Raw genomic sequence first — 21,317 nt, 5'->3', positions numbered from 1 at the left:
TTCTGGTGCACGGATCATGCGAGAAGACGCGAGCCGCGCGACGGGAGGATTGATCGCGCGGCCAAAGGTGCGCTCTTTATTTCCAGCCGCCGCCAGGAAGACGGCCGTGATACGCCGTGTCGCGGCAGTGACCCCAGGGACCGTGCCAATAGCCGGGAGGGCAGCCGTTATCGGCCATGCGCGGTCCGTAGAACCCGCCCGGGTAAGGACCAGTGCCGAACATGTGGCAAGCACCACCCGGCCCGCGGTAGCGGTTGGCTCCGCAGCCATCCCGCGCTTCCGCGGGCTGTGTGGCGGCGAGTGCTGCCGCGAGGACGACGGCGATCATAGCCGCGGCACTGAAGCAAGTTTTGAACACAATGTTTCTCCTGTTCATCAATTGTGAGGATCGTTAGAAATCGCCGATCGCGCGTTGCCGCGAGAACGCGGCAACCCATCACGAATGGTCTGCTTTGCGAATGATCGGACGATTGGGCGGCTTTAGAACGAAGACGCCCTGCCCAGGGCGGCCGCGTAGATCGGAATGCTCAAATGCTCAATAGCGGCTTGCTGCTGGGCGCCGAACACGTCCCGTTCGTCCATCGACGCCGAGATGTTCGGCCGGTCGATGGAAATCTTGATAGCGTTGCAGGTATCGACGAAGAACGTGCCCACCACGCGGTCGAGTGGGACATTCAGGATCTTCGCGATCTGCTCCCTTGCGAATACGTTCGAGTGAAGCGAGGCCTCGTAACTCTCGGCCGACGCGAAGATGACATCGAACGTCAGGCGGTTGATTCCCGCGTCCTTGCTGCGAATGACCACGGCCATGTCGATGAGCCGTTGCGTGCCGACAGGCGCACCTGCTGGGGCATGATCTGCGATCACCGACAGTGTGCGATCGTCGATATTGCCGTAGTAGCCGGTCTCGCCGATGTCGAAATAATTGGGCCTGGCAGTGCTCTCTTCTGCCCATTCCGCGCCGCTGGCACGGTAATAGGTGATGGGGAACATCGTGTTCTTGATGACGTCCTCGTTCTGAAGCAGATGGTAGAGCGACCAGACATAGGCGTCGGGTGCGTCCAGGTTCAGCCGCGAATTCGTCTTCGGAGTCGCAACGCTGGTGATCCGTTCGATCTCTTGCCGGTGCCGCGACGCGAGCTCGACCGGATCATGGCCGACGCTACGCAGCAGGATCGCAGGGTTCGCGGCATCGGCCTCGGTGATGGTGAACCTGGCGTTCGCAAGCGCGTCAGGAAACTCCTGCGCGATTAACCCAATCACCGCCTCCTTGATGCGCGGATAGTTCGCAAAGAACACGGGATCGCGGGTGCCGCTCGGGACAATGGCTCCGAACTGACCGTCGTCGCGCTTGAAACTGATCAAATTCGGCGACAGTGGATAGGCGATATTTCCGGCGGTCGCTTTCCGCCCGGCATAGCCGTAGTGAATGAGATAATGCGTGAGGAGGCTCGCCAGCAAGGTGGCAGCCTCCTGCGTCGGCGCTGCAGTCTCGATGATGATGCCGAGTTCACGCTTGGAGGCTTCTACCGGCGTCGCCTGTACGCCGTTGCGGCCATAAACCAGCACCTCGGACGGGATCCTGGGCAGCGCGGCAGGATCGATGTAGATCAGCGACACCTTGCGCGTACCCAGATGGCGGGCTCCTTCAAGCTTGATGCTCCACGGCCAGGGTTTGCTCGACCGAACGAACCGGCTGCCGCGAATGCCCGCGGTCCAGCTATCCTTGGAGAAGAACTGGGTCTTCTCCAGAGCCAAAACACCTTCGGGGTAGAACTGAAGTTGCGGGTGGCTTTCCTCGTAGAGCGAGTGAGCCGCAATTGAGTAGGCAGTACAGCGCCGCGTGGGGTTCGGTGCGCTGAACAACGCGCTGCCGTCATCGTAGATCTCTGCGACCAGACAGTCGGACGGCGAACCGGGATCGCAGGCCAGGGCGCCGCATTCGAGCACGTGCCCGACGTGGTAGGCCAATCCGGCGTCGATGCCGCGGCGGATCATGTCGGATGCAAACAAGGCAACGTCGCAGGAACGGCCCGCCAGGATATACTGCGCGCCGGCTTCGATCGCCGTGATGAGCGGATGAACTCCCATCTGTCCGACGATGACGCTCTCGCGCAGCGACTGCTCGTCGAGATCGGGCCCAAGGCCGGTCGGGCGCAGCGCGCCATTGCGGAATTCCTGGATGACGATCTCGGGATCGAGCTCGGACCTGATGACGGCGACCTTGGCGCCTTCAACTTTCAGCTCGGCGAACACTTCCTTGGCGACCGCGATCATCCAATCGAGGTTTCGGTTGCCGCCTGCCATGCCGCTGCTGCCGAGAATGACGGGGCAGCCAATTTGCTTGCCCGCCGCCACCATGTGCCGATAGTCGGCCTTGACCGCCTCGCGCTCGAAATATTCGGTGCCTGTCCCGAGATAATAGGGGCCTGCATCCATCGAACCGCCATCGCAAATGATGGCGTCGACGCGTCCCTTCAGGGCCGCCTGCAGCGACTCCTTGGGATAGCCATAACCGAGCGCCCCACAGGCCGCGACAACACGATAGATGAGGTTGGACATCGAAAAGCACTCTCAAAGCGAAGGGCAATCCGATGTGGGCCGCCCGTGAACGCGGCGGAGCAATGAGCCCGAGGGGCATCGAAAACAAATATGGCTTCGATATAGAGTTATCGGCTTCGGCTATGGCTGTCCGGATCTCGTCTCATCCGGAAGTCAGCCGTCTGCCGCGGGCTCGTCGGAAATAGCGCGATTGGTCAAGGGGTTGTTAGCCTACAAACGATGCGGCTTCAGCCTTGCGCAGCGCGGGCCTGAGCGCTCTTGAGGCCTGTCATTCACGTGTCTGTTATCGCTCAACGAGCCGGCGTCGCGGTCTGTAATCCCCGAAGTCCAGCCGCGAATCCCAACGAGATAGGCCTTCGATCGATGCCTGTCGGACCGTGCCGCGTCGCTATCGGCGTTCGCTATATCTGCATACTGAGACCGTATTTGCGCGACGCATGCCTTTCGCCGATTGAAGCGGCGCACAGAACGGCCTGCATCCATCGCTGACCGATTCAAGAACTGCTGCATTTCACTTCTGACAACGAAAGGACACATCATGTTTGATTCAAAGATCACGCGTCGCGGCTTTGCAACCGCTGCAGCCCCCGGCGTTGCCGCCATCGGGCTCGTCGGCGCGAGCGTGGATTCTGCCGATGCTTATCAGGGCAACATGGAGCGCGCTCTGGCTTCGCTCTACCAGGCGCTCGGCGAACTGCGGCAGGCAACCTCCAACAAGGGCGGCCATCGCGTGAAGGCCATGGAGCTGGTCAGCCAGGCGGTCGCCGAAACGCAAGCCGGCATCGAGTTCGCCGATGAACACGGCGGCGGCTAGCGCCTTCGGGCAGTTGTCGCCGTCATCGCGACATCTGCCCGCGGCTCTCTGCGTTGTCTTCATCACCAGATCCACATTGGAAAGAACAATGAACCTCACAACACTGGCATGGCTCGGAATGGCCGCTTATGCGGTGCACATTCTGGAAGAATACACATTCGACTGGCGTAACTGGGCGCGCAACGCGCTCGCGCTCCCCGTGGAATGGAACGACTTCTACGTCACCAACTGCATCGTCGTCGCACTCGGCATCGCCCAGGCGATGCTGGCCGAGACGCTGCCCATCGCCCCTCTCGCCTATGCGGGCCTGATGCTCATCAACGCCGTCCTGTTTCACATCGTGCCGGTGATCAGGTTCAAGGGACGCTTCTCGCCTGGGCTCGTTACCGCGGTGCTGTTGTTTCTGCCGGTCGGAATCGCCACCTACTGGACCGCGCTCGACAGTGGAAAGGTCGGCGTCTCGACCGCAATTGCGGGCTTACTGATCGGCGGCCTGGTCATGGCCTATCCCATCGTCATGCTACGGCTGAGGTCGAAGCCATATTTCATACAGGCCGATCCGGAGGCGCCCGCTGCGCTAAATGGTCCGGTCCAGGCCAGGAGACCTGCCGCCTGAGTATCGGCGCCGACCACTCGCACAAGAGAGCTTTTTCACGGCTTCGCGCGCCTCGTAGCGATCCATTCGACGCCTGGCGCTCGCGTCTTGTTCAGAGTGGTCTCGATAAACTCGGTAAAGAGCTCACGCACCGCCTCCCCCGCATTGGCGAGAGGAAAATTGCCCGACGAAATCATCGAACACGTAAGGTAAATCGGTGGTTCGATGGGCTCGGGCTCGCCGAGATCATCGCCCGACATGTCGGACAGATCGCCCTTCGGCAACACGGAGGCGCCTACTCCTGCCCGCACAGCCGCAATGATGTCTGCCACAATATCGGCTTCCATAACGACGTTTGGTGAAAGTTTTGCTGCGGCGAAAGCGCGATCAAGCGCGGTGCGCGTAATGTTCGGTGATGGCGGGAGGATCAACGGCAACGACACGAGATCGGCAAGCTTCATCGGCTTGCCTTTCGATATCGCATCAGGGCGTATTAGAAACAGCCGCTGACGGAACAACGGCTGGCGGGCGAAAGTCGGCGCGAGGTCATCTTCCAGCACCAGACCAAGATCGAGTTCGTGCGCGATCACCCGCCGCTTGACTGTCGGGCTGTCGGAGATTGCCATCCTGAGGGCGACATTCGGCAACGAAGCCCTGCATTGCTCGATGAATGCGACAGGCGCTGTGGGCATAACGGTTGAAGACATCCCAAGCCGAACAAGGCCTTCCGCGGCCCCGGTGCCGGACCGCACGATGCCGGGAAGCTGCTCCAGCCGCTTCAAAATGGAAGACGCCTCGCGATACAGCACCTCACCTGCGGCGGTCGGGCGAACGCCGCGCACGCTACGCAAGAGCAGGCTCACGCCGAGTTGCTCCTCGAGTTGCGCGATCTGTTGGCTGAGCGCGGGCTGCGCGATGTGGATCGTAGATGCGGCGCGCGAAAAGCTTCCGGCCTCGACCACGCTGATAAAGTAATGCAGGTGGCGGTACTGCATCATGCGATCAGTTCCGCGCCTGGCCGCGTATTCTTGGTGATTTGATCCTTCACAAAGCGGATCAGCACGTCTTTCACGGCCTCGCCGGCATGGGTGAGTGGGAAATCGCTTGAAGACACGAGTGAACACGTGAGGGAGATCGGCGGCTCAATGAGCAACGGCGGGGCGAACGCACCCGGATAGACATTCTCGAACGTCCCGGCGTTGAAGATCGAACTTCCGACACCGGACCGAACCGCGGACAGCTCGCTGAGCGCAGCATCGGCTTCGGCGACGATGTTCGGCGTCAACCCCGCCTCCGCGAAGGCGCGATCGATGACGACGCGCCGATGCTTGGGAAGCGGTGGCAGCACGAGGGGCAGCTTCGCGACCTGTTCGAGCGAAACCACGCCCTGACACCCCGCCAGGGGCTCGCGCCGGACTAGGTAAAGACGCTGCCTGAAAATGGGAAGCCGCGAGAAATTCGGCACGAAGTCGTCTTCGAACACCAGGGCCATGTCGAGTGTTTGCGCCTCGATCCGGGCTTGAAGCACATCACTGTCAGCGTCGGAGAATTTCAACGTCACCTTTGGCAGTGCTTCCTTACACGCCGCGACGGCAGAGCCTGCGATACCGCCTGCAAGAGCTACCGTAATTCCGAAATTGACGATGCCTTCGACCTCGCCGCTGGTCGACCGCACAAGACCGGGAAGCTGTTCGAGCTGATGAAGGATTTCGGAGGCCTCGCGAAATACGATCTGGCCGGCGGCAGTGGGGCGAACGCCGCGCGAGCTTCGCTCAAGCAGGGTGAAGCCGAGCCGTTCTTCAAGCTCCCCAACCTGCTGGCTGAGCGCAGGCTGCGCGACGTGGATTTCTGTGGCAGCACGCGAAAAGCTGCCCGCCTCGACAACTTTCACGAAATAGCGCAGATGGCGAAACTGCATGACCACGTTCCTCCCCGCCACTTTCTTGTGCGGGTTTTGGAGCCACTCGGCTCATTTCAGACGAACAACCGACCGTAATTTTGCACAGGGTATGCGACTTCGCACCATCAAAGTTGTCGCGACCTCACCGGAGAATTGTAGGAACAACTCTCGTCTTTTCAGATGATTAGAGAGAACGACGGAGGAAGGGACGATCGCAGCGCCCACGAGGGCAATCGGTAGTGGTCAAGCGCCTCAACTGACACGCCCCCGCATTCATGAGCTACTCTGCGGCGTTCTGCACTAGGCGGGTTCAACGCCCCGCTAACATAGCTCCGCTCGGCTTGCTCGCAGTCGCCAGATTATTTCGCTTCCCGCTCACATTTCGATCTTGCCGCTGCTGATGGTCGTGACTTGATGTCCGCTTTTGAGACCTTAGTTGACCTCCTATGCTCACAGCCGCTGTCTGCATTCGAGCAGAGCAGAGTCCAGTCTCAACTGATAAGGTTTGTCGGCTTTCCTTATCAGTCCGCAGACTGACTCCATTTGCGACCATTCCTTATCAGTCGCGAATGACGAGGACGCGCCGCTTGGCGCCACAGCGGGTAGTCGCCCATCCGTTGTTATGGAATATAGACCAGGCAAGCATACGCAACAGTGAATTCTATGCCGATCTCACAGGTCGATAAAATCGATCCGATTTTCTTGCAGCGACCTGGCAAGATCGGCGACATGCCTATGATGCGTAAACAAAATAATCTGCCGCTTCTGTCCTGCCGCCGCCAGTAGCCGAAGCGCCGCCAACGTCCGGGCTTCGTCGAAGCTCGTCAACAGGTCGTCTCCTATGAATGGAATCGGTTCAGATGTGCGGCGTTCAAGCAACGCGAGGCGCAGCGCTAAGAATAGTTGGTCGCGCGTTCCTTCGCTGAGCCCAACGACCTGCACTCGCTCTCTGTTGAGGCGCCGGGCAACTAACATCGGCTGATCGTCATCCCCATAGTCGATGCCAAGTCCGGCGAAGGCGTCACCCGTTGCCGCCGCGAACAATACGCTGGCGCGAGCGACCAGCGGATCTTGCGCTATGGCGCGATGGCGCCGTGAGCTTCGAGAAGCGAATCAACCAACCCGCATTTCCATTTCTGGATCATTCGTTTGTTCGGGTGCCGGCGCATCAGTGCGAAATGCTAGTCCAAACGGTTCAACCCGCCAGCGCTCGCTGCGCCATCACCTTGATCAGGTGGGCGCGATAGTCCGAGGAGCCATGAAGATCGTTGAACAAGCCGTCGTCTGAGATCGCGACATCGTCGAGTGCGGCCGCCGACCAGTCCGCCTGCAAGGCCGACTCTACGGCCGTTACTCGCAGGACGCCGCTTTGCGAAGCTCCCGTCACGGCAACACGAACCTCGCCCGATTTGGTCTTAGCCACGAACACACCGACCAATGCAAAACGCGAGGCCGGATGAGGAAATTTGGCATAGCCGGCCTTCGCCGGGACCGGGAAAGACACGGCGGTGATGATCTCGCCCTCCTCCAGCGCGGTTGCGAACAAGCCCTCGAAGAAATCATCTGCCGCAATTGAGCGCTTGTTGGTCTTGATGGTGGCGCCCATCGCCAGAACCGCGGCCGGATAATCTGCGGCGGGATCGTTGTTGGCGAGCGAGCCGCCGATGGTGCCACGATGTCGCACGGCCGGATCACCGATCAGCGAAGCGAGGTACGCCAGCGCCGGAATAGCCGTTTGCACAGTCTTGCTGGTAGCCACATCGCAGTGAGTCGTCGCTGCCTTGACCGTCACCGCGTCACCTGACGCTTCGATGCCGATGAGTTCCTTGATCCTTCCGAGATCGATAATGTCGGAGGGCGACGCTAGACGCTGCTTCATGACGGGAATCAGCGTATGGCCGCCGGCAAGGTATTTCGATTCCGAGCCTTTAGTGAACATCGTAGCGGCTTCGTCAACGCTGGAGGCGCGGTGGTAAGTTGTCTCGTACATGGCAATGCTCCCTATCGCGCTTTGCCGTGAATGGCGTGCCAGACTCGATTGGGCGTCGCCGGCATTTCGAGTTTGTTGTTGTCGATGGCATCCGTGATCGCGTTGATCACGGCGGCAGATGCGCCGATCGCGCCGGCCTCGCCGCAGCCCTTGACGCCGAGCGGATTGCCCGGACACAGCGTGGTGGTGTGGCTCAACTGGAACGACGGCAAGTCGTCGGCGCGCGGCATAGCGTAGTCCATAAATGACGCCGTCACGGGCTGCCCGTTGGTATCATAGACGGCGTGCTCGAGCAGCGCTTGGCCGATACCTTGCGCAAGCCCACCATGGACCTGGCCCTCGACGATCATCGGGTTGATCAACCGGCCGAAATCATCGGCCGCAACAAAATTGACAAACGAAGTCTTTCCAGTGCCGGCATCGACCTCGAGCTCGCAGATATAGGTGCCCGCCGGGAAGGTGAAGTTGGTCGGGTCGTAGAAGGCGGTTTCTTTCAGACCAGGCTCCATGCCGTCAGGCAGGTTGTGCGCGGTATAAGCGGCAAGCGCCACCATCGGTAGCGCGATCGACTTGTCGGTGCCGGCAACCTTGAACTCACCGTTCTCGATCACGATGTCGCCCTCGGAAGCCTCCAGCGCGTGGGCTGCGATCTTCTTGGCCTTGGCCTCGACCTTCTCCATCGCCTTGATGATGGCCGTCCCACCGACCGCGAGCGAGCGCGAACCGTAGGTGCCCATACCGAACTGCACCTTGTCGGTGTCGCCGTGGATGATCTGTACCTGGCTGATCGGGACGCCCAAGCGCTCGGAAATCAACTGCGCGAACGTCGTCTCATGACCCTGGCCGTGGCTGTGCGATCCTGTGAGGATCTCGATGGTCCCGACCGGATTGACGCGGACTTCCGCCGATTCCCACAAGCCGACACCGGCGCCCAGGCTGCCTACTGCCTTTGACGGTGCGATGCCGCAGGCCTCGATGTAGCAGGAGACGCCAATGCCGCGCAGCTTGCCTTCCGACTTGGCTTTGGCCTTGCGGCCCGCGAAGCCAGCGTAATCGATCGCTTTCATCGCGGCATCGAGCGAAGCGCCGAAATCGCCGATGTCATAGGCCATGATCACAGGCGTCTGATACGGAAACGTCGTAATGAAGTTCTTACGACGCAGTTCAGTCGGATCGACCTTCAACTGACGCGCCGCGGTTTCCATCATGCGCTCCAGCAGATAGCTCGCCTCGGGCCTCCCCGCACCTCTGTAGGCATCGACCGGCGTGGTGTTGGTGTAGACACCCATCACCTCGGCATAGATGGCCGGGATCATGTACTGGCCGGACAACAGCGTTGCATAGAGATAGGTCGGTACCGCTGACGAGAACAGCGACATGTAGGCGCCGAAATTGGCGTGGGTCTTGACCCGAAGCCCCAGGATCTTGTTGTCCTTGTCGAACGCCATCTCCGCCTTCGAGATATGGTCGCGGCCATGGTGATCGGTGAGGAAGGCTTCGGTCCGATCACTGGTCCACTTCACCGGGCGGCCGACCTTCTTCGACGCCCACAGCGCCACCATCTCTTCCGGATAGATGTAGATCTTGGAGCCGAAGCCCCCGCCGACGTCAGGCGCAATAACCCGCAGCTTGTGCTCGGGCGCGATGTTGTAGAAGGCCGACAGAACGAGACGGGCGACATGCGGATTCTGCGAAGTCGTGTAGAGCGTGTAGTGCTCTTCGGCCGTGTCGTAGTCGGCGATCGCCGAGCGCGGTTCCATCGGGTTCGGCGCAAGGCGGTTGTTGGTGAGGTCCATTTCCACCACGTTCGCGGCCTTGGCAAAGGCGCCTTTTACCGCGGCCTCGTCGCCGATATGCCAGTCGTAGACCACATTGCCCGGCGCTTCCGGATGCAACTGCGGCGCGCCCCGCTTGATGGCGGCGCGGATATCGGGCACGGCCTCAAGCTCTTCATAATCGACGACGACGGCCTCCGCGGCGTCCTTAGCCTGATTCTTGGTTTCGGCGATTACGACAGCGACCGCCTGCCCCACGAAGCGCACAGTCTCCGGCGCCATCGCCGGCCACGCCCCCATCTTCATCGGCGAGCCGTCTTTCGACGTGATGGCCCAGCCGCAGATCAAATTGCCGACCTTGTCATCGACGATTTGCTGGCCGGTGAGCACCGCGACCACGCCGGGCATCTTCATCGCTTCGGATGAATCGATGCCCTTGACCTTGGCATGCGCGTGTGGACTACGGGTGAAATGCGCGTGTATCAGGCCCACCAACTTGATGTCGTCAACGTAGCGGCCCTTGCCGGTAATAAAGCGGCGGTCTTCCTTACGTTTGACGCTTGCGCCAATGCCCTCAACGCCCATGTCCTGTCCTCCCGACCGGAGTTATTGTTTCTGCGGTTTCCATCGAAACGCAGCGGTCATCAATTCAAGCCGATGGTCTGCGGCAGCTATTCCGCCGCCTGCGAGACCTTCATGCGGCCGGCCGCGTCCAGCACCGATTTGACGATATTGTGGTATCCGGTGCAGCGGCAGATGTTGCCTTCGAGCTCGTGCCGGACGGTCGTCTCGTCTAGTTTGCCGCCATAGCGGTTCACGATGTCGATTGACGACATGATCATGCCCGGGGTGCAGTAGCCGCACTGCAGGCCGTGGTTGTCGCGGAACGCAGCCTGCATCGGGTGCAGCTCGTCGCCGTTGGCAATGCCTTCAATGGTGGTGACGTCGCAGCCTGCGGCCTGTCCCGCCAGCATGGTGCAGGATTTTACCGCTCGCCCGTCGACATGGACGACGCAGGCGCCGCACTGGCTGGTATCACAGCCGACATGGGTGCCGGTCAGATTGAGGTTTTCGCGCAAGACGTGAACAAGGAGGGTTCTATCCTCAACGTCTACAGATACAGCCTTCCCGTTGATCGTCAAATCGACTGTCGGCACGCCTGAACCTCCCGCCCTTTCACTTCCGAGCACCTCTCGCGAGATAGCACACGGAAGTCCGCACATTGGTTTGCGGATACAAACTGTCAGTATCGCTGCGTCACTATCGTAACGCGAATACGCGAGGTGCGAGATAGACCACGACACCTCGCACATACGGTCTGGGTCTACGCATCATCCAAAACCTTGCGAGCGTCGGTTCGGCTCCACACCGCAACAGCCGCAGCTGTTCGTCAGTTTTATTTGAACGCATAAAGCGGCCATAGCTCCGGTCGATATGAAATCAGTGGTACCAGACTGCTCAATAACAGCGATGTACCACTTCAACCACTCGTTGGAAGCATTCTCCAACCGTGAGACTGGAAGCCCGGCCGACAAAAATGTCGCGAGGCCCGCCGCTTGAGCATGTCACCTTCGGCATCCTATGCATATTCAGTCGATCGCGTCATCGATTCCCAAGCATCGATCTCGTGTCGAAGCGATTCCAGTTTTTGGCGAACCAGCTTCAGGGCATCGGTACCAAGGAGAAGATGCACCGGCGGGTCCTCGGCTTCCACGACCCTCAGCAGCGCTCGCGCGGCCTGGACGGGATCTCCAGATTGGTTTCCACTCTTTTCCGCGCGGGCTTGCCGGACAGGATCAAAGAGTGAGTCGTAATCGGTTATGCTCCGCGGACTCCGAACCATCGACCGCCCTGCCCAGTCGGTTCGGAAGGAGCCTGGCGCGATCGCCGTTACCCGGATGCCGAGGTGACGAACCTCCTTCGCCAGCACCTCGGAGATACCCTCGAGAGCGAACTTACTCCCCGCGTAGTAGGCGATGCCCGCCAAACCCACGTATCCGGCCATCGAAGTGATGTTGATGACATGTCCACGGCGCCTCCCGCGCATGCTTGGCAGCACAGCCTTCATCATCGCAACTGCGCCGAACACGTTTACGTCGAATTGACGCTTAATCTCCTCCAGCGGAGACTCTTCGAGAATACCTTCGTGCCCATATCCGGCATTATTCACGAGAACATCGATCGGAGCAATTTCGCTTTCAACCTTCGCCACCGCAGAACCGATTGCCGCGAAGTCGGTGACGTCGAGTAGCAAGGCCCGGGCTCGCGACGGATGCATTGCCTCGAAGGCCAACCTGGCCTCCTCGCTCCGCACCGTCCCTACGACCGAGTGTCCGGATGAAAGCGCCTCAGTTGCAAATGCTCTCCCCAACCCGGAGCCAGCGCCGGTAATCAGGATGCTGCGCCTAGCATGCGTCGTCATAAACTTCTCCGTGGTCGCGCGCGGCGCGGATTGCCGGCAGCGGGTATGTATTGTTGCGAGCGAGAAACCTCGCACTCGCTGAGATCCTCACCATGACCGCCAACGCCCATCCGGACCATCAACCCTCGCGATCTCCTACGCGACACCGAGAAGCGCCCAGTGACAGCACGAAAATGGCAATCAAGCTCACCATCTTCAGAAGACGCCGGTCCTGATCGTCGTTGCAGCGATATGCCAACCGCATGGGCCCGTTGCGTTGCAGGATTCGATCTCGCTATCCGACGGCAGGGGAAACGCAGGCGAACTCGACCCGGGTACCGCCCGGCTCTCGCACCATAAAGTGCACCTTCGGGCCCTTGCCAGATCGTTCCGGCGCAAACTCAACCACGATGCCGGGCCATGCTGCGACACGGGCGTGCAATGCGTCAAGCGCGCTGCGGTCCACAACCTTCAGAGCAAGATGATGCAAGCCAATGTTGCGACGGCGGTCGAACGGGACGCATGTCTCGGGATCCTCGACTTGCCAGAGCGTTACGATTCCATTTCCGTCGGACACGAACGCCGCAGGATAATTCTGGTTTTCGCCAACGACTCTCCAGCCAAGGCAATCACAAAAGAAGCCACGCGCAAGCGCCAGATCCTTCACGGCAAGTCCGACGTGATCGACGCCGGCCGTCAACGGGACACTATCCTGCATAGTTCATCTCCTGGCACTCGCGCGCGTTGGTGAAGCATTTCTCATTCAAGCGGTAGCCGAACACACCGGTCGATCGAATTAGGTCCGAGATTCTGGCGGGCCCCTTCAATTCGCGGAACCGGCCGAGGCCTGCACGGTGGTCAGATAGGCATACATGTTGTCGAAATCCTCGTCGGTAAAGACGTCTTTCCAGGCCGGCATGCCTTTCGAAGGACGCCCCTCGTGGACAGTTGTCCAGAACGTCGAGCGCGCATTCTCGCCGTAACGAAGCTGCAATCTTCGGAGATCGATCCGACGCTCGCCCTGCACTGCGTCGGTCCCGTGGCAATGGGCGCACGTTGAATTGAAGATTTCCCTGCCCGCCTCGGTACTGGCGGAGTCACCTGCATGTGCTTTCGAGTCCTTCGATGTAACCGAGGGGGAGTGCGCAGCAGAAGGAACCTCTGTCGCGGCGGTCGGAGGGACGAGGAGACTCGGCGAGTTTTCGGATACCAGGAGCCTAGTCGACGTGTCGCTTGGCAAACCATATTTTGTGGCCAGATCACCGATTGTCTGATCGAGGTCCGGCAAGACCGCATCGACCTGATCGCGGAGTTCTACCGAGGTTTTTGCAAATCCGATCGCGGCGTCCCAAGATAAACCCTTCCCTTCGACGGTGCGGATCTTGTAGCGGTTTTGGTATTGCGTCTTGTTAAGCCAGCCGGCAGTTGGCCCCCAGACAAAGGCGACCTCCGCCGTACCGAGATCCAGCGCCTTCATGCCTTCGTCCGGGCTCATTACGGTGACTTTTTCGATATCATCCCGAAGAGCGAGCAGGTTTTGTGGTGTCGTTTGGTACTGGACCGCCACCCGCTTCCCCCTCAGATCGTCAATGCTGCCGACGACTAGCTCTTTCCCCGTGACGAGGGCGTAGGCCTGCTCCGAAATCTTTCGAGAGAAGATAACCGAAGGCCCCATGAAGTCGTCGGAGAGTGGCAAGCCCATCATTGCGTCGCATTTCTTTCCCAGCAAGGTGACGCGCACGCTGCGCTTGCCAAAATAGGTCTTGTACCAATTGTAAGTCACAGGACGGCCCAGCGCCTTTCCGATCGCCTGACCGACCTCGAGGTAGAATCCTGGCTCGGAAGCATCATCGCTGGAGTACGGTAGATTAGTCGGATCTGCGCATAAGCGCAGCGGCTTGACGTCGTCCGCATCGACGCTGAAGCTCGCACCAACCGGCGCAAGAATAGCTATCAACGCAAGAGGACTCGCTCGCAAGAGTACGTAGACTTTTCCGCATGATACCTTGAAGTTGCCCGTGACGTTCACTGACATCCACGGTTCCCCTCTGTTGTGCACGACGTCCGTCACACAGCGCGCTGGTGCGACGGACGATGCCCGATTGGTCGGCTATTGAACGGCAAATACGAAGAGCGAGCCACCTTCAGGTGCAGCTGCCGTCATCTTCTTTCCGATCTCTCCCAGGAATGCGGGAATGGAAGCCGTACGACCAACGACGACGGCGACATATTGCTTGCCATCGACAGCGTAGGTCACGGGGCCGGCTCCGATGCCGGAACCAAGGTTCTTCTTCCAAAGGATTTTGCCGTTGGCGGCATCAATTGCGTGGAAGTCACCGTGCAGGTTGCCGTAGAAGACCAGATTTCCACCGGTGGTCAACGTGCCGCCGTTGAACGGTAGGTCCTGCTTGATTGACCACACCTTCTTGTTATTGACCGGGTCCCACGCAATCAACTCACCAAGGAACCCCCCCGGACCTTCTTTGGCTGGGAAATCGGCGCCCAGATAGAACAGGCCGCGCTTATACGAGACATCGGTGTTTGAAAAGTCCATGCAGAAATTGTTGGACGGAATATAGACCAGCCCGGACTGCGGATTGAATGACATCGGCTGCCAGTTCTTGCCGCCGATCACGTTCGGGCAGATGTCCTTGACTGGATGGCCAGGTCCCGGACGTTTGTCGGGATTCTCGACAGCGCGCAACGTCGCGACGTCCCACTTTTCCGCCCAATTGGCGAAGACGAACTTCTCGGCCGACAGAAGCTTACCGGTTTCGCGATTGGCGACGAAGAAGAAGCCGTTGCGGTCAGCTTTCATCAAAGCGGGAACCGTGCTGCCGCCGATGCTCAGGTCGGCCAGAACATTCTCATTAACGCCGTCGTAGTCCCACGCGTCGGCCGGGGTACTCTGAATATGCCACTTGATCTTGCCGGTATTCGGATCAAGCGCAAGCGTCGAGGATGTGTACAAGTTTGTCAGTTTTCCGAAATTTCCGTCGCCGGTAGAACGGACGCTAGTATTCCACGGGCCCGCGTTGCTGGTACCCCAATAGACGGTATCGGTCTTAGCATCGTACGAGCCGACCAGCCACGGAACTCCGCCGCCCCTCAATCCTGTGTCACCTTTCCAGGTTTCGCTCGCGGGCTCCCCCGGCGCCGGGACGGTAAATGTTTTCCAGACCTGCCTACCCGTATTCAAATCGAACGCCTGAAGCGCACCGCGAACACCATATTCGCCGCCACCGAAGCCAGTAATCACCTTGTCGCGCACGACCAGCGGAGGAGAAGTGATGACTGACCCTTGCTTGTAGTCGACGACCTCAGTCGTCCAGAGTTCCACACCTGTTTCTGCGTTGAGCGCCGTCAACTTGCCGTCGAGCCGGCCAACGAAAATCTTTCCATCCGCAAAGGTGACGCCGCGGTTGTCCACGTCGCAGCAGGCGTACTGCAACACATCGTCCGGAATCTCCGGCTCATAGGTCCACTTGCGTGCGCCGGTCGCGGCGTCGAGCGCGTAAACATATTTCGGACCCCATGAGGTCGAGACATACAGCGTGTTTCCGATCACGATCGGCGACGACTCGTTCGACCGCAGCGAACCGAGCGAAAACGAATAGGCCAGGGACAGTTTGCTGGCGTTGTCAGAATTGATCTGACTGAGAGGACTGAAGCGCGTATTGCCGTAGTCGTGGCCGGCGATCGCCCACTGATCGGTATTCGCGACGGCCTTGACGACCGAGTCGTTGGCACCGGCAACGGACGCTGCGGCAGCCGCACCGATGGCGATCGAAATGGCCGCAATGAACTTTCTGCCCGTCATTCGTTTCCTCCTGGACATTGTTATCGCCTGCTCGACAAGTGGCGACGCGCGTACCGACGCGCAGCCGTCGATTCTGGACGCTAGTGTACGACGATTGCTGCGGGTTCGAAGATCTCCCGCTAGAAAGACACTGTCCCTTCAAGCGAAACAACGGCAGGACCGGCCGACCATTCGCAGCCGAAAAACCTGGACGAACGGTCCGCACACATCCGCGATATGTTTGCATGCTGCCGGCCATGTTGTGCGTGTCAACGTTACCTGGACGGCGGAACGACGCTTTGACCTTTCGATCAACGATCGCGGAACTGTCGGCGAATTTGAAGAGCTGGCGGTTCACAACAAGTCAGTCATAAAATGCCGGCAGCAACTTAAGGCCGTCGGTTTGCTTCTTGTCGTGATCGATGAACATTGTGGCATCGTAGGTCTTGATGATCTGCCTGATCTTGTCCATCGATTCGACGGATGCCTGTTTATCCGTATTGAGCGAAGGAACCCTGCTCTTGGCGAAATTCTCTTCGAGATGGACGACATCGCCCGACAGTATGATGAAGCCGGAATTTCTGAGGTGGACGAGCAGCGACTGGCTACCGGGTGTATGTCCCGGGGTGGATATGAGCGTAACACTTCCGTCATCGAATACGTCGAGATCTCCGTCAAGCAGTCGCATACCCCTGGGATTTCCAAGCAGGCGGCGCGCCAGCGCCATCAGCTGATTCACGTTTTCGTTTGGCCCATTGCTTCCATGGATCCACTCATACTCCGCGCGCTGCATTAGGATCCTCGCATCAGGAAACAGGCCGACATTACCGATGTGGTCCCCGTGGGTGTGGGAAATGGCGACATAGGCGACGTCGGATGGCTTGAGACCGATCTCCGCAAGCTGACTCGTTAGAGTCTTGTCCAAGCGATAGACGATCAGCTTAGGCAGTGTCGACCAACCGTTCGGATCGTTAACCGTCGCCTCCGGCACTCCAGTATCCCAGAGCAACCATTGGTTTCCGCGTTTAATCAGCCAGCAGGTTGATGAAAACTCGATGCTGCGCCCTTGGTTTTCGCCCGGAGTCCAAACCGATTGATCGTTGGCAAGCGAGTGCCCGCAATCCAGCCTGTAGAGCTTCTCCACGAAACCGGCGCTACTCGTGTCCGGCAACTCTCGCGAAGAAACATTCTTGGTACCCACGGAGACAGATAGTACCAGGAGCAACAACACACCTGCGTAAACAAGATAGCGCCTGAGAAGCATGTTTCTATCCGTCGATCGCTGAAAAGAACTCAACTTCGGACTCGGAAGCTCCGAACTACGTCGGCATCAGGGTCGAATCCCAGACCAGGCCCTTGGGGAACGACAATCGTTCCGTTCCTCGGCCGCATTGCATCGCCATATAGCTGTGCCTCAAGGTCGAAGTACCGCCACTCCACCAGCGAGTCTTTCGAGCCTAGTGCGGCGCTTGCGTGTACACTCGCGAGCAACCCGGGGCCATCATAGAACGAGTGGACCATCACCTCGGTCGCGCTTGCCGCCGCAAGCGAGAACACTTTCTGAAGTTCCGAGATGCCTCCCATCTTGGCCGGGCTGGGCTGAACGAAGTCGACCGCGCCAGCCGAAAGCATTTGTTGGAACTCCACCAACGTTGAAACATTTTCCCCTGCCGCAATGGGTATTCCACCCTCACGACGCAATCGAGCCAAACCGCCAAAGTTCTCTGGAGGCCAAATGGGTTCTTCCAGCCAGCGCAGATTGAAAGGTCGCAGCTTAGCGCTCATATCGAGGGCCTGACGCACGGTCCATGGGCAGTTGACGTCCAGCGTGATTTCCACGTTATCGCCAGCAGCTTTTCGTGCCTCCCGAACTGCATCCACGGTGATCTCATGGAGCTTCAAATGGGAGAAGCCATCGGCCAGAGCTCGATCGACGTTCGCGACGAGAAGCTGCGGGTCAGTATAGCGAACAAGACTTGCGTAACAGGTCAGCTCGGATGCTGCTGAGCCACCCAAAAGCCGGTGGAGGGGTTGGCCGGTTGCCTTTCCCAGGATATCCCATAACGCAATATCGATCGCGGAAATCCCGAACATGATGGCGCCGCTTCGCCCGAATATGTGAAGGCGCTTCTGAACGTCGAGCATCAACGATCCGATGTTCAGCGCGCTGAGGCCGATACACAAGGGAGCGATAACCTGTTCTATCGCAGCTTTGACGGCGGGAATTGCAGTGAAGCCGAACGCCTCGCCCCAGCCGATAATTCCGCCCTCGGTCGTTACCTTGACCAGCAATGAGTCGGCGCTCCCGGCATTCTTTCTTCCCCAGGCCGATTCGGCTGACTTACTGCCTCCTGCGAACGGGATACTGACTACAATGACCTCGATCATTGCAATCTTCACATCTCGGTCTGCAGTTTCCTGGTCAAGTGGCACCGTAGCTCTCCATTGACCTCGTCTCGTATGCGGCAGGCGCGCCGGCCTCGCGTAATGCGAGGACATCGGCAATGGCCCGAAAGCTCCGCACCATGGGCGTTCCCAACCGCAACAACCTCCCGCATGACGTCGTGCAGGAACGCCCGTGTCTGCCGATTCTCCCGGATCGGACCGATCGCACTTCGTATAGCGGTAGTGGTTTCCGTCCTTGCGACGATCCAGTCCTCTTTGAGGCCGTGTTTCCTTGGTAAGGGCACAACGCCGATCCGAAAAACGAATAATTCAGATTGCACTTATCTCGGCTGCAGATTGTGAACAGGCCGGCGGGCTGTGCCCATAAGTCAAAACTGCCCGCGAACGCGCATCCCGCCGTGTCAGCGGGCTGAAACGGACTGATCTAACTAAGTAAGTCGACGATAGGACGGATCCATCGCTTCCAAACATACAACGTCGATCTCACTCGATCGCTCAACGAAACAGTGTGCACCGGACAACGGACATTCACGTTCGTACGAAGGAGACATAAGCTAAAGTGTAAGCATCCGGCGAAGACCGCGCGCGGGTCATTTTCGGCTCAGGCGGCTTGATCAACGTTCCGGATGGCAGAGCGCCAATTCCATGGCAGCAGTTCGTCGAGCCTTTGGACGGGATGCTCGGCGATGCGCGCCAGAACGTCGGCGAGCCAGGCTTGCGGATCGACGTCGTTCATCTTGGCGGTGACGATCAGGCTGTACATCACCGCCGCCCGCTCGCCGCCGCGATCCGAGCCGCAGAACAACCACGACTTCCGACCTAAAGCGATGCCGCGCACGCCACGCTCCGCCGCATTGTTGGACAGGCAGATGCGGCCGTCATCGAGGAAGCGGGTAAATGCGCTCCAGCGCTTGAGCATGTAGTCCATGGCCTTGGCGACATCGTTGCTGCGCGAGAGCTTGGCGCGTTGTGTGCGCATCCAGGCTTCCAGATCGGCCACGAGCGGCGCGCTGAGTTCCCGGCGAACTGCCTGGCGCCTTTCGGCGCTCTGACCGTTGATGGTCCGCTCGATCTCGAACAGGGCGTCGATCCGGCGGACTGTTTCCAGCGCCAGCGGCGAGATCACTGCCGGCCTCTTGCCCTGAGCCTTGCGACGCGCATTCTCGGCCAGATCAGCCATCACGAAGAACGGCCGCCGGGCATGGACCCAGCACGCGGCTTCCAGGATCGGACCTGCGTTGCGGCCCGGTTCGTAAAGCCTGCCATAGCCGCCATAGGCATCGGCCTGGAAGATTCCGCTGTAGTTGGCCAAGTGAGCCTGGGGATGCTCGCCGGCCCGATCGCGCGAGTAATAGAACACCGCGCCCGGCGGGGCCTGCCCTCCAAAAGGCTTGTCGTCGCGCACATAGACCCAGATCCGGCCGGTGTCGGTCTTGCCTTTGGCCAGGACCGGAACCGTGGTGTCGTCCCCGTGCAATCGCTCGGCGCTCAGTACGTAGGCCTCGAGGCGCTTGAACAAAGGTGCCAGCGCCGCGGTGCAGCCGCCGACCTGGTCGGCCAGGGTCGACAGACTGATCGGCACGCCCTCCTTGGCATAGCGCTCCGCTTGCCGGTTCAGCGGCTGATGTTGACCAAACTTCTCGAACAGCACCATCGCCAGCAGGCTTGGCCCCGCCCAGCCGCGGGCAAGCACATGGAACGGCGCCGGAGCCTGGCTGATCTTCTCGCAATCACGGCAAGTAAACTTCTCGCGGACGTGCTGGATCACTTTCCAGGATTTCGGGATCACCTCCAGCGTCTCGGTGATGTCCTCGCCGAGCTTGGACAGCCGCGCGCCGCCACAGCAGGCGCACGCCACAGGTCCCGGCACGATCACCCGCTCGCGAGGTAGATGCTCCGGGAACGGCTGGCGTGACGGCCGCTTGCGCGTGAACGACGCCACCTTCGTGGTTTTGGCCGCGGCCATTTCGGCGGCGAGTTCGTCCTCCGTCGCCGAACTCTCCAGCTCCTCCAGCGTCAGTTCAAGCTGATCCAATAGCCGCGCGGTACGCTCCGAGCGCGGACCATGGCGGTCGCGGTTGAGTTTCTCGATCTGCAGCTTCAGATGGGCGATCAACGCCTGGTCGTCGGACTGCCGGGCACGGGCGGCCGCAGCCTCCGCCCGAGCAACGATCAATGCCGCTTGCAGCGTTTCGATGTCGTCTGGCAGCGATTCAAGGCCGTCACCCATGGCCCCGATGGAATCACAAAAGAGGCGATTTGAGGCGTCTTTTCTTCCGCACCTCAGAACTTTTTTGAGCCTATCCTGCGCTCTGTGGCCGCCACGTGTGCTGCGGATTGCGCCAGTCGATCGCCTCCAGCAGATAACTCATCTGCGCCGCGCTCAGCCCCACCACACCGCCCACCGTCGCCGGCCAGACAAAACGGCCACGGTCCAACCGCTTCGCGTAGAGCGACAATCCAATTCCATCGTGCCACAAGGCCTTGATCAGCGAACCGCCGCGTCCGCGGAACACGAAGACATCTCCGGCGAACGGATCGCGACCAAGGCTTTCCTGCACCAATAATGACAAACCCTGCATGCCCTTGCGCATGTCAGTGTAGCCGGTCGCAATCCAGATGCGTGCGCTCGAAGAGACTGGGATCATCGACGCTCCAGAACCTGCAGCACCCGCGCCAGGGCGGCCGCATCGACGCCCGCATCGACAATCACCCGACGATCCCGGCCAACGACGATCACCATCTGCCCGCTCGTCGCTGTGGCAGCAACCGCCGGCTCGACCTCAGCGGCAAGGACGACCCGCGCAAAGCCGGATTGCTCGCTTTGAGGGCTGATCGGCTCGGGACCGAACGAGCGCCGCCATGTCATCAGCAACGAACGTGATATGCCATGGCGTCTTGCTGTCGACGATATCGCGCGCGGCGCTTGAAAGCTTTCGGTCACGATCCGCAGCTTTTCGTCATCCGACCAGCGTCGCCGGCGACCAGTCTCGACCACCTCAAGCCGTTCAAGCTGAGTACTGCGCTTATGGCTGTCCATAAGGACTGTTACGCACCAATTGGACTAATCCAACA

Annotated in this window: 20 protein-coding genes; 2 read left to right on the top strand and 18 right to left on the bottom strand. The window is 59.8% G+C overall.

Translation table 11 applies throughout. The features are described 5' to 3' along the window. Window positions 1–76: 76 nt before the first annotated feature. Together UB31_RS41005 and UB31_RS40020 are read right to left on the bottom strand one after the other, a co-directional pair. Complete coding sequence (locus UB31_RS41005; protein ID WP_082078772.1) at window positions 77–328, bottom strand: hypothetical protein; 252 nt, start codon at window positions 326–328, stop codon at window positions 77–79. 152 nt (window positions 329–480) lie between these two features. Continuing rightward, a complete protein-coding gene (locus UB31_RS40020) occupies window positions 481–2,562 on the bottom strand; it encodes a DUF4387 family protein (protein WP_050044935.1) in 2,082 nt (693 codons plus the stop codon). 538 nt (window positions 2,563–3,100) lie between these two features. Here UB31_RS40020 and UB31_RS37290 point away from each other — a divergent pair. Continuing rightward, window positions 3,101–3,376: a hypothetical protein gene (locus UB31_RS37290; RefSeq protein ID WP_045014452.1), complete on the top strand. Its 276-nt coding sequence runs from the start codon at window positions 3,101–3,103 to the stop codon at window positions 3,374–3,376. A gap of 88 nt (window positions 3,377–3,464) precedes the next feature. Then, window positions 3,465–3,992, top strand: coding sequence for an HXXEE domain-containing protein (locus UB31_RS37285; protein WP_045006600.1), 528 nt, complete (start codon window positions 3,465–3,467; stop codon window positions 3,990–3,992). 35 nt (window positions 3,993–4,027) lie between these two features. Here UB31_RS37285 and UB31_RS37280 read toward each other — a convergent pair whose 3' ends face one another. From UB31_RS37280 to tnpA, 16 genes are all read right to left on the bottom strand, one after another. Next, window positions 4,028–4,969 (bottom strand): LysR substrate-binding domain-containing protein, encoded by a 942-nt coding sequence (locus tag UB31_RS37280; protein WP_156163240.1) that lies wholly within the window; start codon window positions 4,967–4,969, stop codon window positions 4,028–4,030. Continuing rightward, entirely contained in the window at window positions 4,966–5,889 is a 924-nt protein-coding gene (locus UB31_RS37275; RefSeq protein ID WP_045006601.1) for a LysR family transcriptional regulator, read from the bottom strand. Before UB31_RS37275 ends, UB31_RS37280 begins: the two co-directional genes overlap by 4 nt. A 654-nt stretch (window positions 5,890–6,543) precedes the next feature. Then, complete coding sequence (locus UB31_RS37270; RefSeq protein WP_045006602.1) at window positions 6,544–6,915, bottom strand: hypothetical protein; 372 nt, start codon at window positions 6,913–6,915, stop codon at window positions 6,544–6,546. 151 nt (window positions 6,916–7,066) lie between these two features. Beyond that, window positions 7,067–7,861 (bottom strand): FAD binding domain-containing protein, encoded by a 795-nt coding sequence (locus UB31_RS37265; protein WP_045014451.1) that lies wholly within the window; start codon window positions 7,859–7,861, stop codon window positions 7,067–7,069. Window positions 7,862–7,872: 11 nt separating this feature from the next. After that, complete coding sequence (locus UB31_RS37260; RefSeq protein WP_045014450.1) at window positions 7,873–10,221, bottom strand: xanthine dehydrogenase family protein molybdopterin-binding subunit; 2,349 nt, start codon at window positions 10,219–10,221, stop codon at window positions 7,873–7,875. 86 nt (window positions 10,222–10,307) lie between these two features. After that, window positions 10,308–10,793: a (2Fe-2S)-binding protein gene (locus UB31_RS37255; protein WP_045006605.1), complete on the bottom strand. Its 486-nt coding sequence runs from the start codon at window positions 10,791–10,793 to the stop codon at window positions 10,308–10,310. A 422-nt stretch (window positions 10,794–11,215) separates the two neighbouring features. Continuing rightward, window positions 11,216–12,058 carry an oxidoreductase gene (locus tag UB31_RS37250; protein ID WP_045006606.1) on the bottom strand — a complete coding sequence of 281 codons (843 nt, stop codon included), beginning with the start codon at window positions 12,056–12,058 and terminating at the stop codon, window positions 11,216–11,218. 274 nt (window positions 12,059–12,332) lie between these two features. Continuing rightward, window positions 12,333–12,737 carry a VOC family protein gene (locus tag UB31_RS37245; protein ID WP_245305548.1) on the bottom strand — a complete coding sequence of 135 codons (405 nt, stop codon included), beginning with the start codon at window positions 12,735–12,737 and terminating at the stop codon, window positions 12,333–12,335. A gap of 123 nt (window positions 12,738–12,860) precedes the next feature. Further along, window positions 12,861–14,072 carry a c-type cytochrome gene (locus UB31_RS37240; RefSeq protein WP_050032068.1) on the bottom strand — a complete coding sequence of 404 codons (1,212 nt, stop codon included), beginning with the start codon at window positions 14,070–14,072 and terminating at the stop codon, window positions 12,861–12,863. Between the two features lie 75 nt (window positions 14,073–14,147). Continuing rightward, window positions 14,148–15,857 carry a PQQ-dependent dehydrogenase, methanol/ethanol family gene (locus UB31_RS37235; protein WP_082078770.1) on the bottom strand — a complete coding sequence of 570 codons (1,710 nt, stop codon included), beginning with the start codon at window positions 15,855–15,857 and terminating at the stop codon, window positions 14,148–14,150. A gap of 343 nt (window positions 15,858–16,200) precedes the next feature. Next, window positions 16,201–17,100, bottom strand: a complete 900-nt coding sequence (locus UB31_RS37230) for an N-acyl homoserine lactonase family protein (protein WP_050032061.1) — start codon at window positions 17,098–17,100, stop codon at window positions 16,201–16,203. Window positions 17,101–17,129: 29 nt separating this feature from the next. After that, window positions 17,130–18,224 (bottom strand): mandelate racemase/muconate lactonizing enzyme family protein, encoded by a 1,095-nt coding sequence (locus UB31_RS37225; RefSeq protein WP_197087386.1) that lies wholly within the window; start codon window positions 18,222–18,224, stop codon window positions 17,130–17,132. 8 nt (window positions 18,225–18,232) lie between these two features. Next, the gene (locus tag UB31_RS43080) at window positions 18,233–18,526 is read right to left on the bottom strand and encodes a ketopantoate reductase C-terminal domain-containing protein (protein WP_502691327.1); all 294 of its coding nucleotides are present in this window, start codon (window positions 18,524–18,526) and stop codon (window positions 18,233–18,235) included. Between the two features lie 317 nt (window positions 18,527–18,843). After that, the gene (tnpC, locus tag UB31_RS37220; protein ID WP_044999807.1) at window positions 18,844–20,472 is read right to left on the bottom strand and encodes an IS66 family transposase; all 1,629 of its coding nucleotides are present in this window, start codon (window positions 20,470–20,472) and stop codon (window positions 18,844–18,846) included. A 70-nt stretch (window positions 20,473–20,542) separates the two neighbouring features. Beyond that, window positions 20,543–20,890 carry an IS66 family insertion sequence element accessory protein TnpB gene (tnpB, locus tag UB31_RS37215; protein WP_044999806.1) on the bottom strand — a complete coding sequence of 116 codons (348 nt, stop codon included), beginning with the start codon at window positions 20,888–20,890 and terminating at the stop codon, window positions 20,543–20,545. Further along, a complete protein-coding gene (gene tnpA, locus UB31_RS37210) occupies window positions 20,887–21,282 on the bottom strand; it encodes an IS66-like element accessory protein TnpA (protein WP_044999804.1) in 396 nt (131 codons plus the stop codon). The genes tnpB and tnpA overlap by 4 nt, the downstream gene beginning before the upstream one ends. Between the last annotated feature and the right edge of the window lie 35 nt (window positions 21,283–21,317).

The organism is Bradyrhizobium sp. LTSP849, assembly GCF_000938255.1.
In the GTDB taxonomy this organism is placed as follows: domain Bacteria; phylum Pseudomonadota; class Alphaproteobacteria; order Rhizobiales; family Xanthobacteraceae; genus Bradyrhizobium.
The sequence above is the reverse complement of the archived record's forward strand: the minus strand, read 5'-3'. Positions and strand labels throughout refer to the sequence as shown.

Coding starts and splice junctions, on each gene's coding strand:
- UB31_RS41005 (WP_082078772.1), bottom strand. CDS start 328: ATGATCGCCGTCGTCCTCGCGGCAGCACTCGCCGCCACACAGCCCGCG.
- UB31_RS40020 (WP_050044935.1), bottom strand. CDS start 2,562: ATGTCCAACCTCATCTATCGTGTTGTCGCGGCCTGTGGGGCGCTCGGT.
- UB31_RS37290 (WP_045014452.1), top strand. CDS start 3,101: ATGTTTGATTCAAAGATCACGCGTCGCGGCTTTGCAACCGCTGCAGCC.
- UB31_RS37285 (WP_045006600.1), top strand. CDS start 3,465: ATGAACCTCACAACACTGGCATGGCTCGGAATGGCCGCTTATGCGGTG.
- UB31_RS37280 (WP_156163240.1), bottom strand. CDS start 4,969: ATGATGCAGTACCGCCACCTGCATTACTTTATCAGCGTGGTCGAGGCC.
- UB31_RS37275 (WP_045006601.1), bottom strand. CDS start 5,889: ATGCAGTTTCGCCATCTGCGCTATTTCGTGAAAGTTGTCGAGGCGGGC.
- UB31_RS37265 (WP_045014451.1), bottom strand. CDS start 7,861: ATGTACGAGACAACTTACCACCGCGCCTCCAGCGTTGACGAAGCCGCT.
- UB31_RS37260 (WP_045014450.1), bottom strand. CDS start 10,221: ATGGGCGTTGAGGGCATTGGCGCAAGCGTCAAACGTAAGGAAGACCGC.
- UB31_RS37250 (WP_045006606.1), bottom strand. CDS start 12,058: ATGACGACGCATGCTAGGCGCAGCATCCTGATTACCGGCGCTGGCTCC.
- UB31_RS37240 (WP_050032068.1), bottom strand. CDS start 14,072: ATGTCAGTGAACGTCACGGGCAACTTCAAGGTATCATGCGGAAAAGTC.
- UB31_RS37235 (WP_082078770.1), bottom strand. CDS start 15,857: ATGACGGGCAGAAAGTTCATTGCGGCCATTTCGATCGCCATCGGTGCG.
- UB31_RS37230 (WP_050032061.1), bottom strand. CDS start 17,100: ATGCTTCTCAGGCGCTATCTTGTTTACGCAGGTGTGTTGTTGCTCCTG.
- UB31_RS37225 (WP_197087386.1), bottom strand. CDS start 18,224: ATGATCGAGGTCATTGTAGTCAGTATCCCGTTCGCAGGAGGCAGTAAG.
- tnpC (WP_044999807.1), bottom strand. CDS start 20,472: ATGGGTGACGGCCTTGAATCGCTGCCAGACGACATCGAAACGCTGCAA.
- tnpB (WP_044999806.1), bottom strand. CDS start 20,890: ATGATCCCAGTCTCTTCGAGCGCACGCATCTGGATTGCGACCGGCTAC.
- tnpA (WP_044999804.1), bottom strand. CDS start 21,282: ATGGACAGCCATAAGCGCAGTACTCAGCTTGAACGGCTTGAGGTGGTC.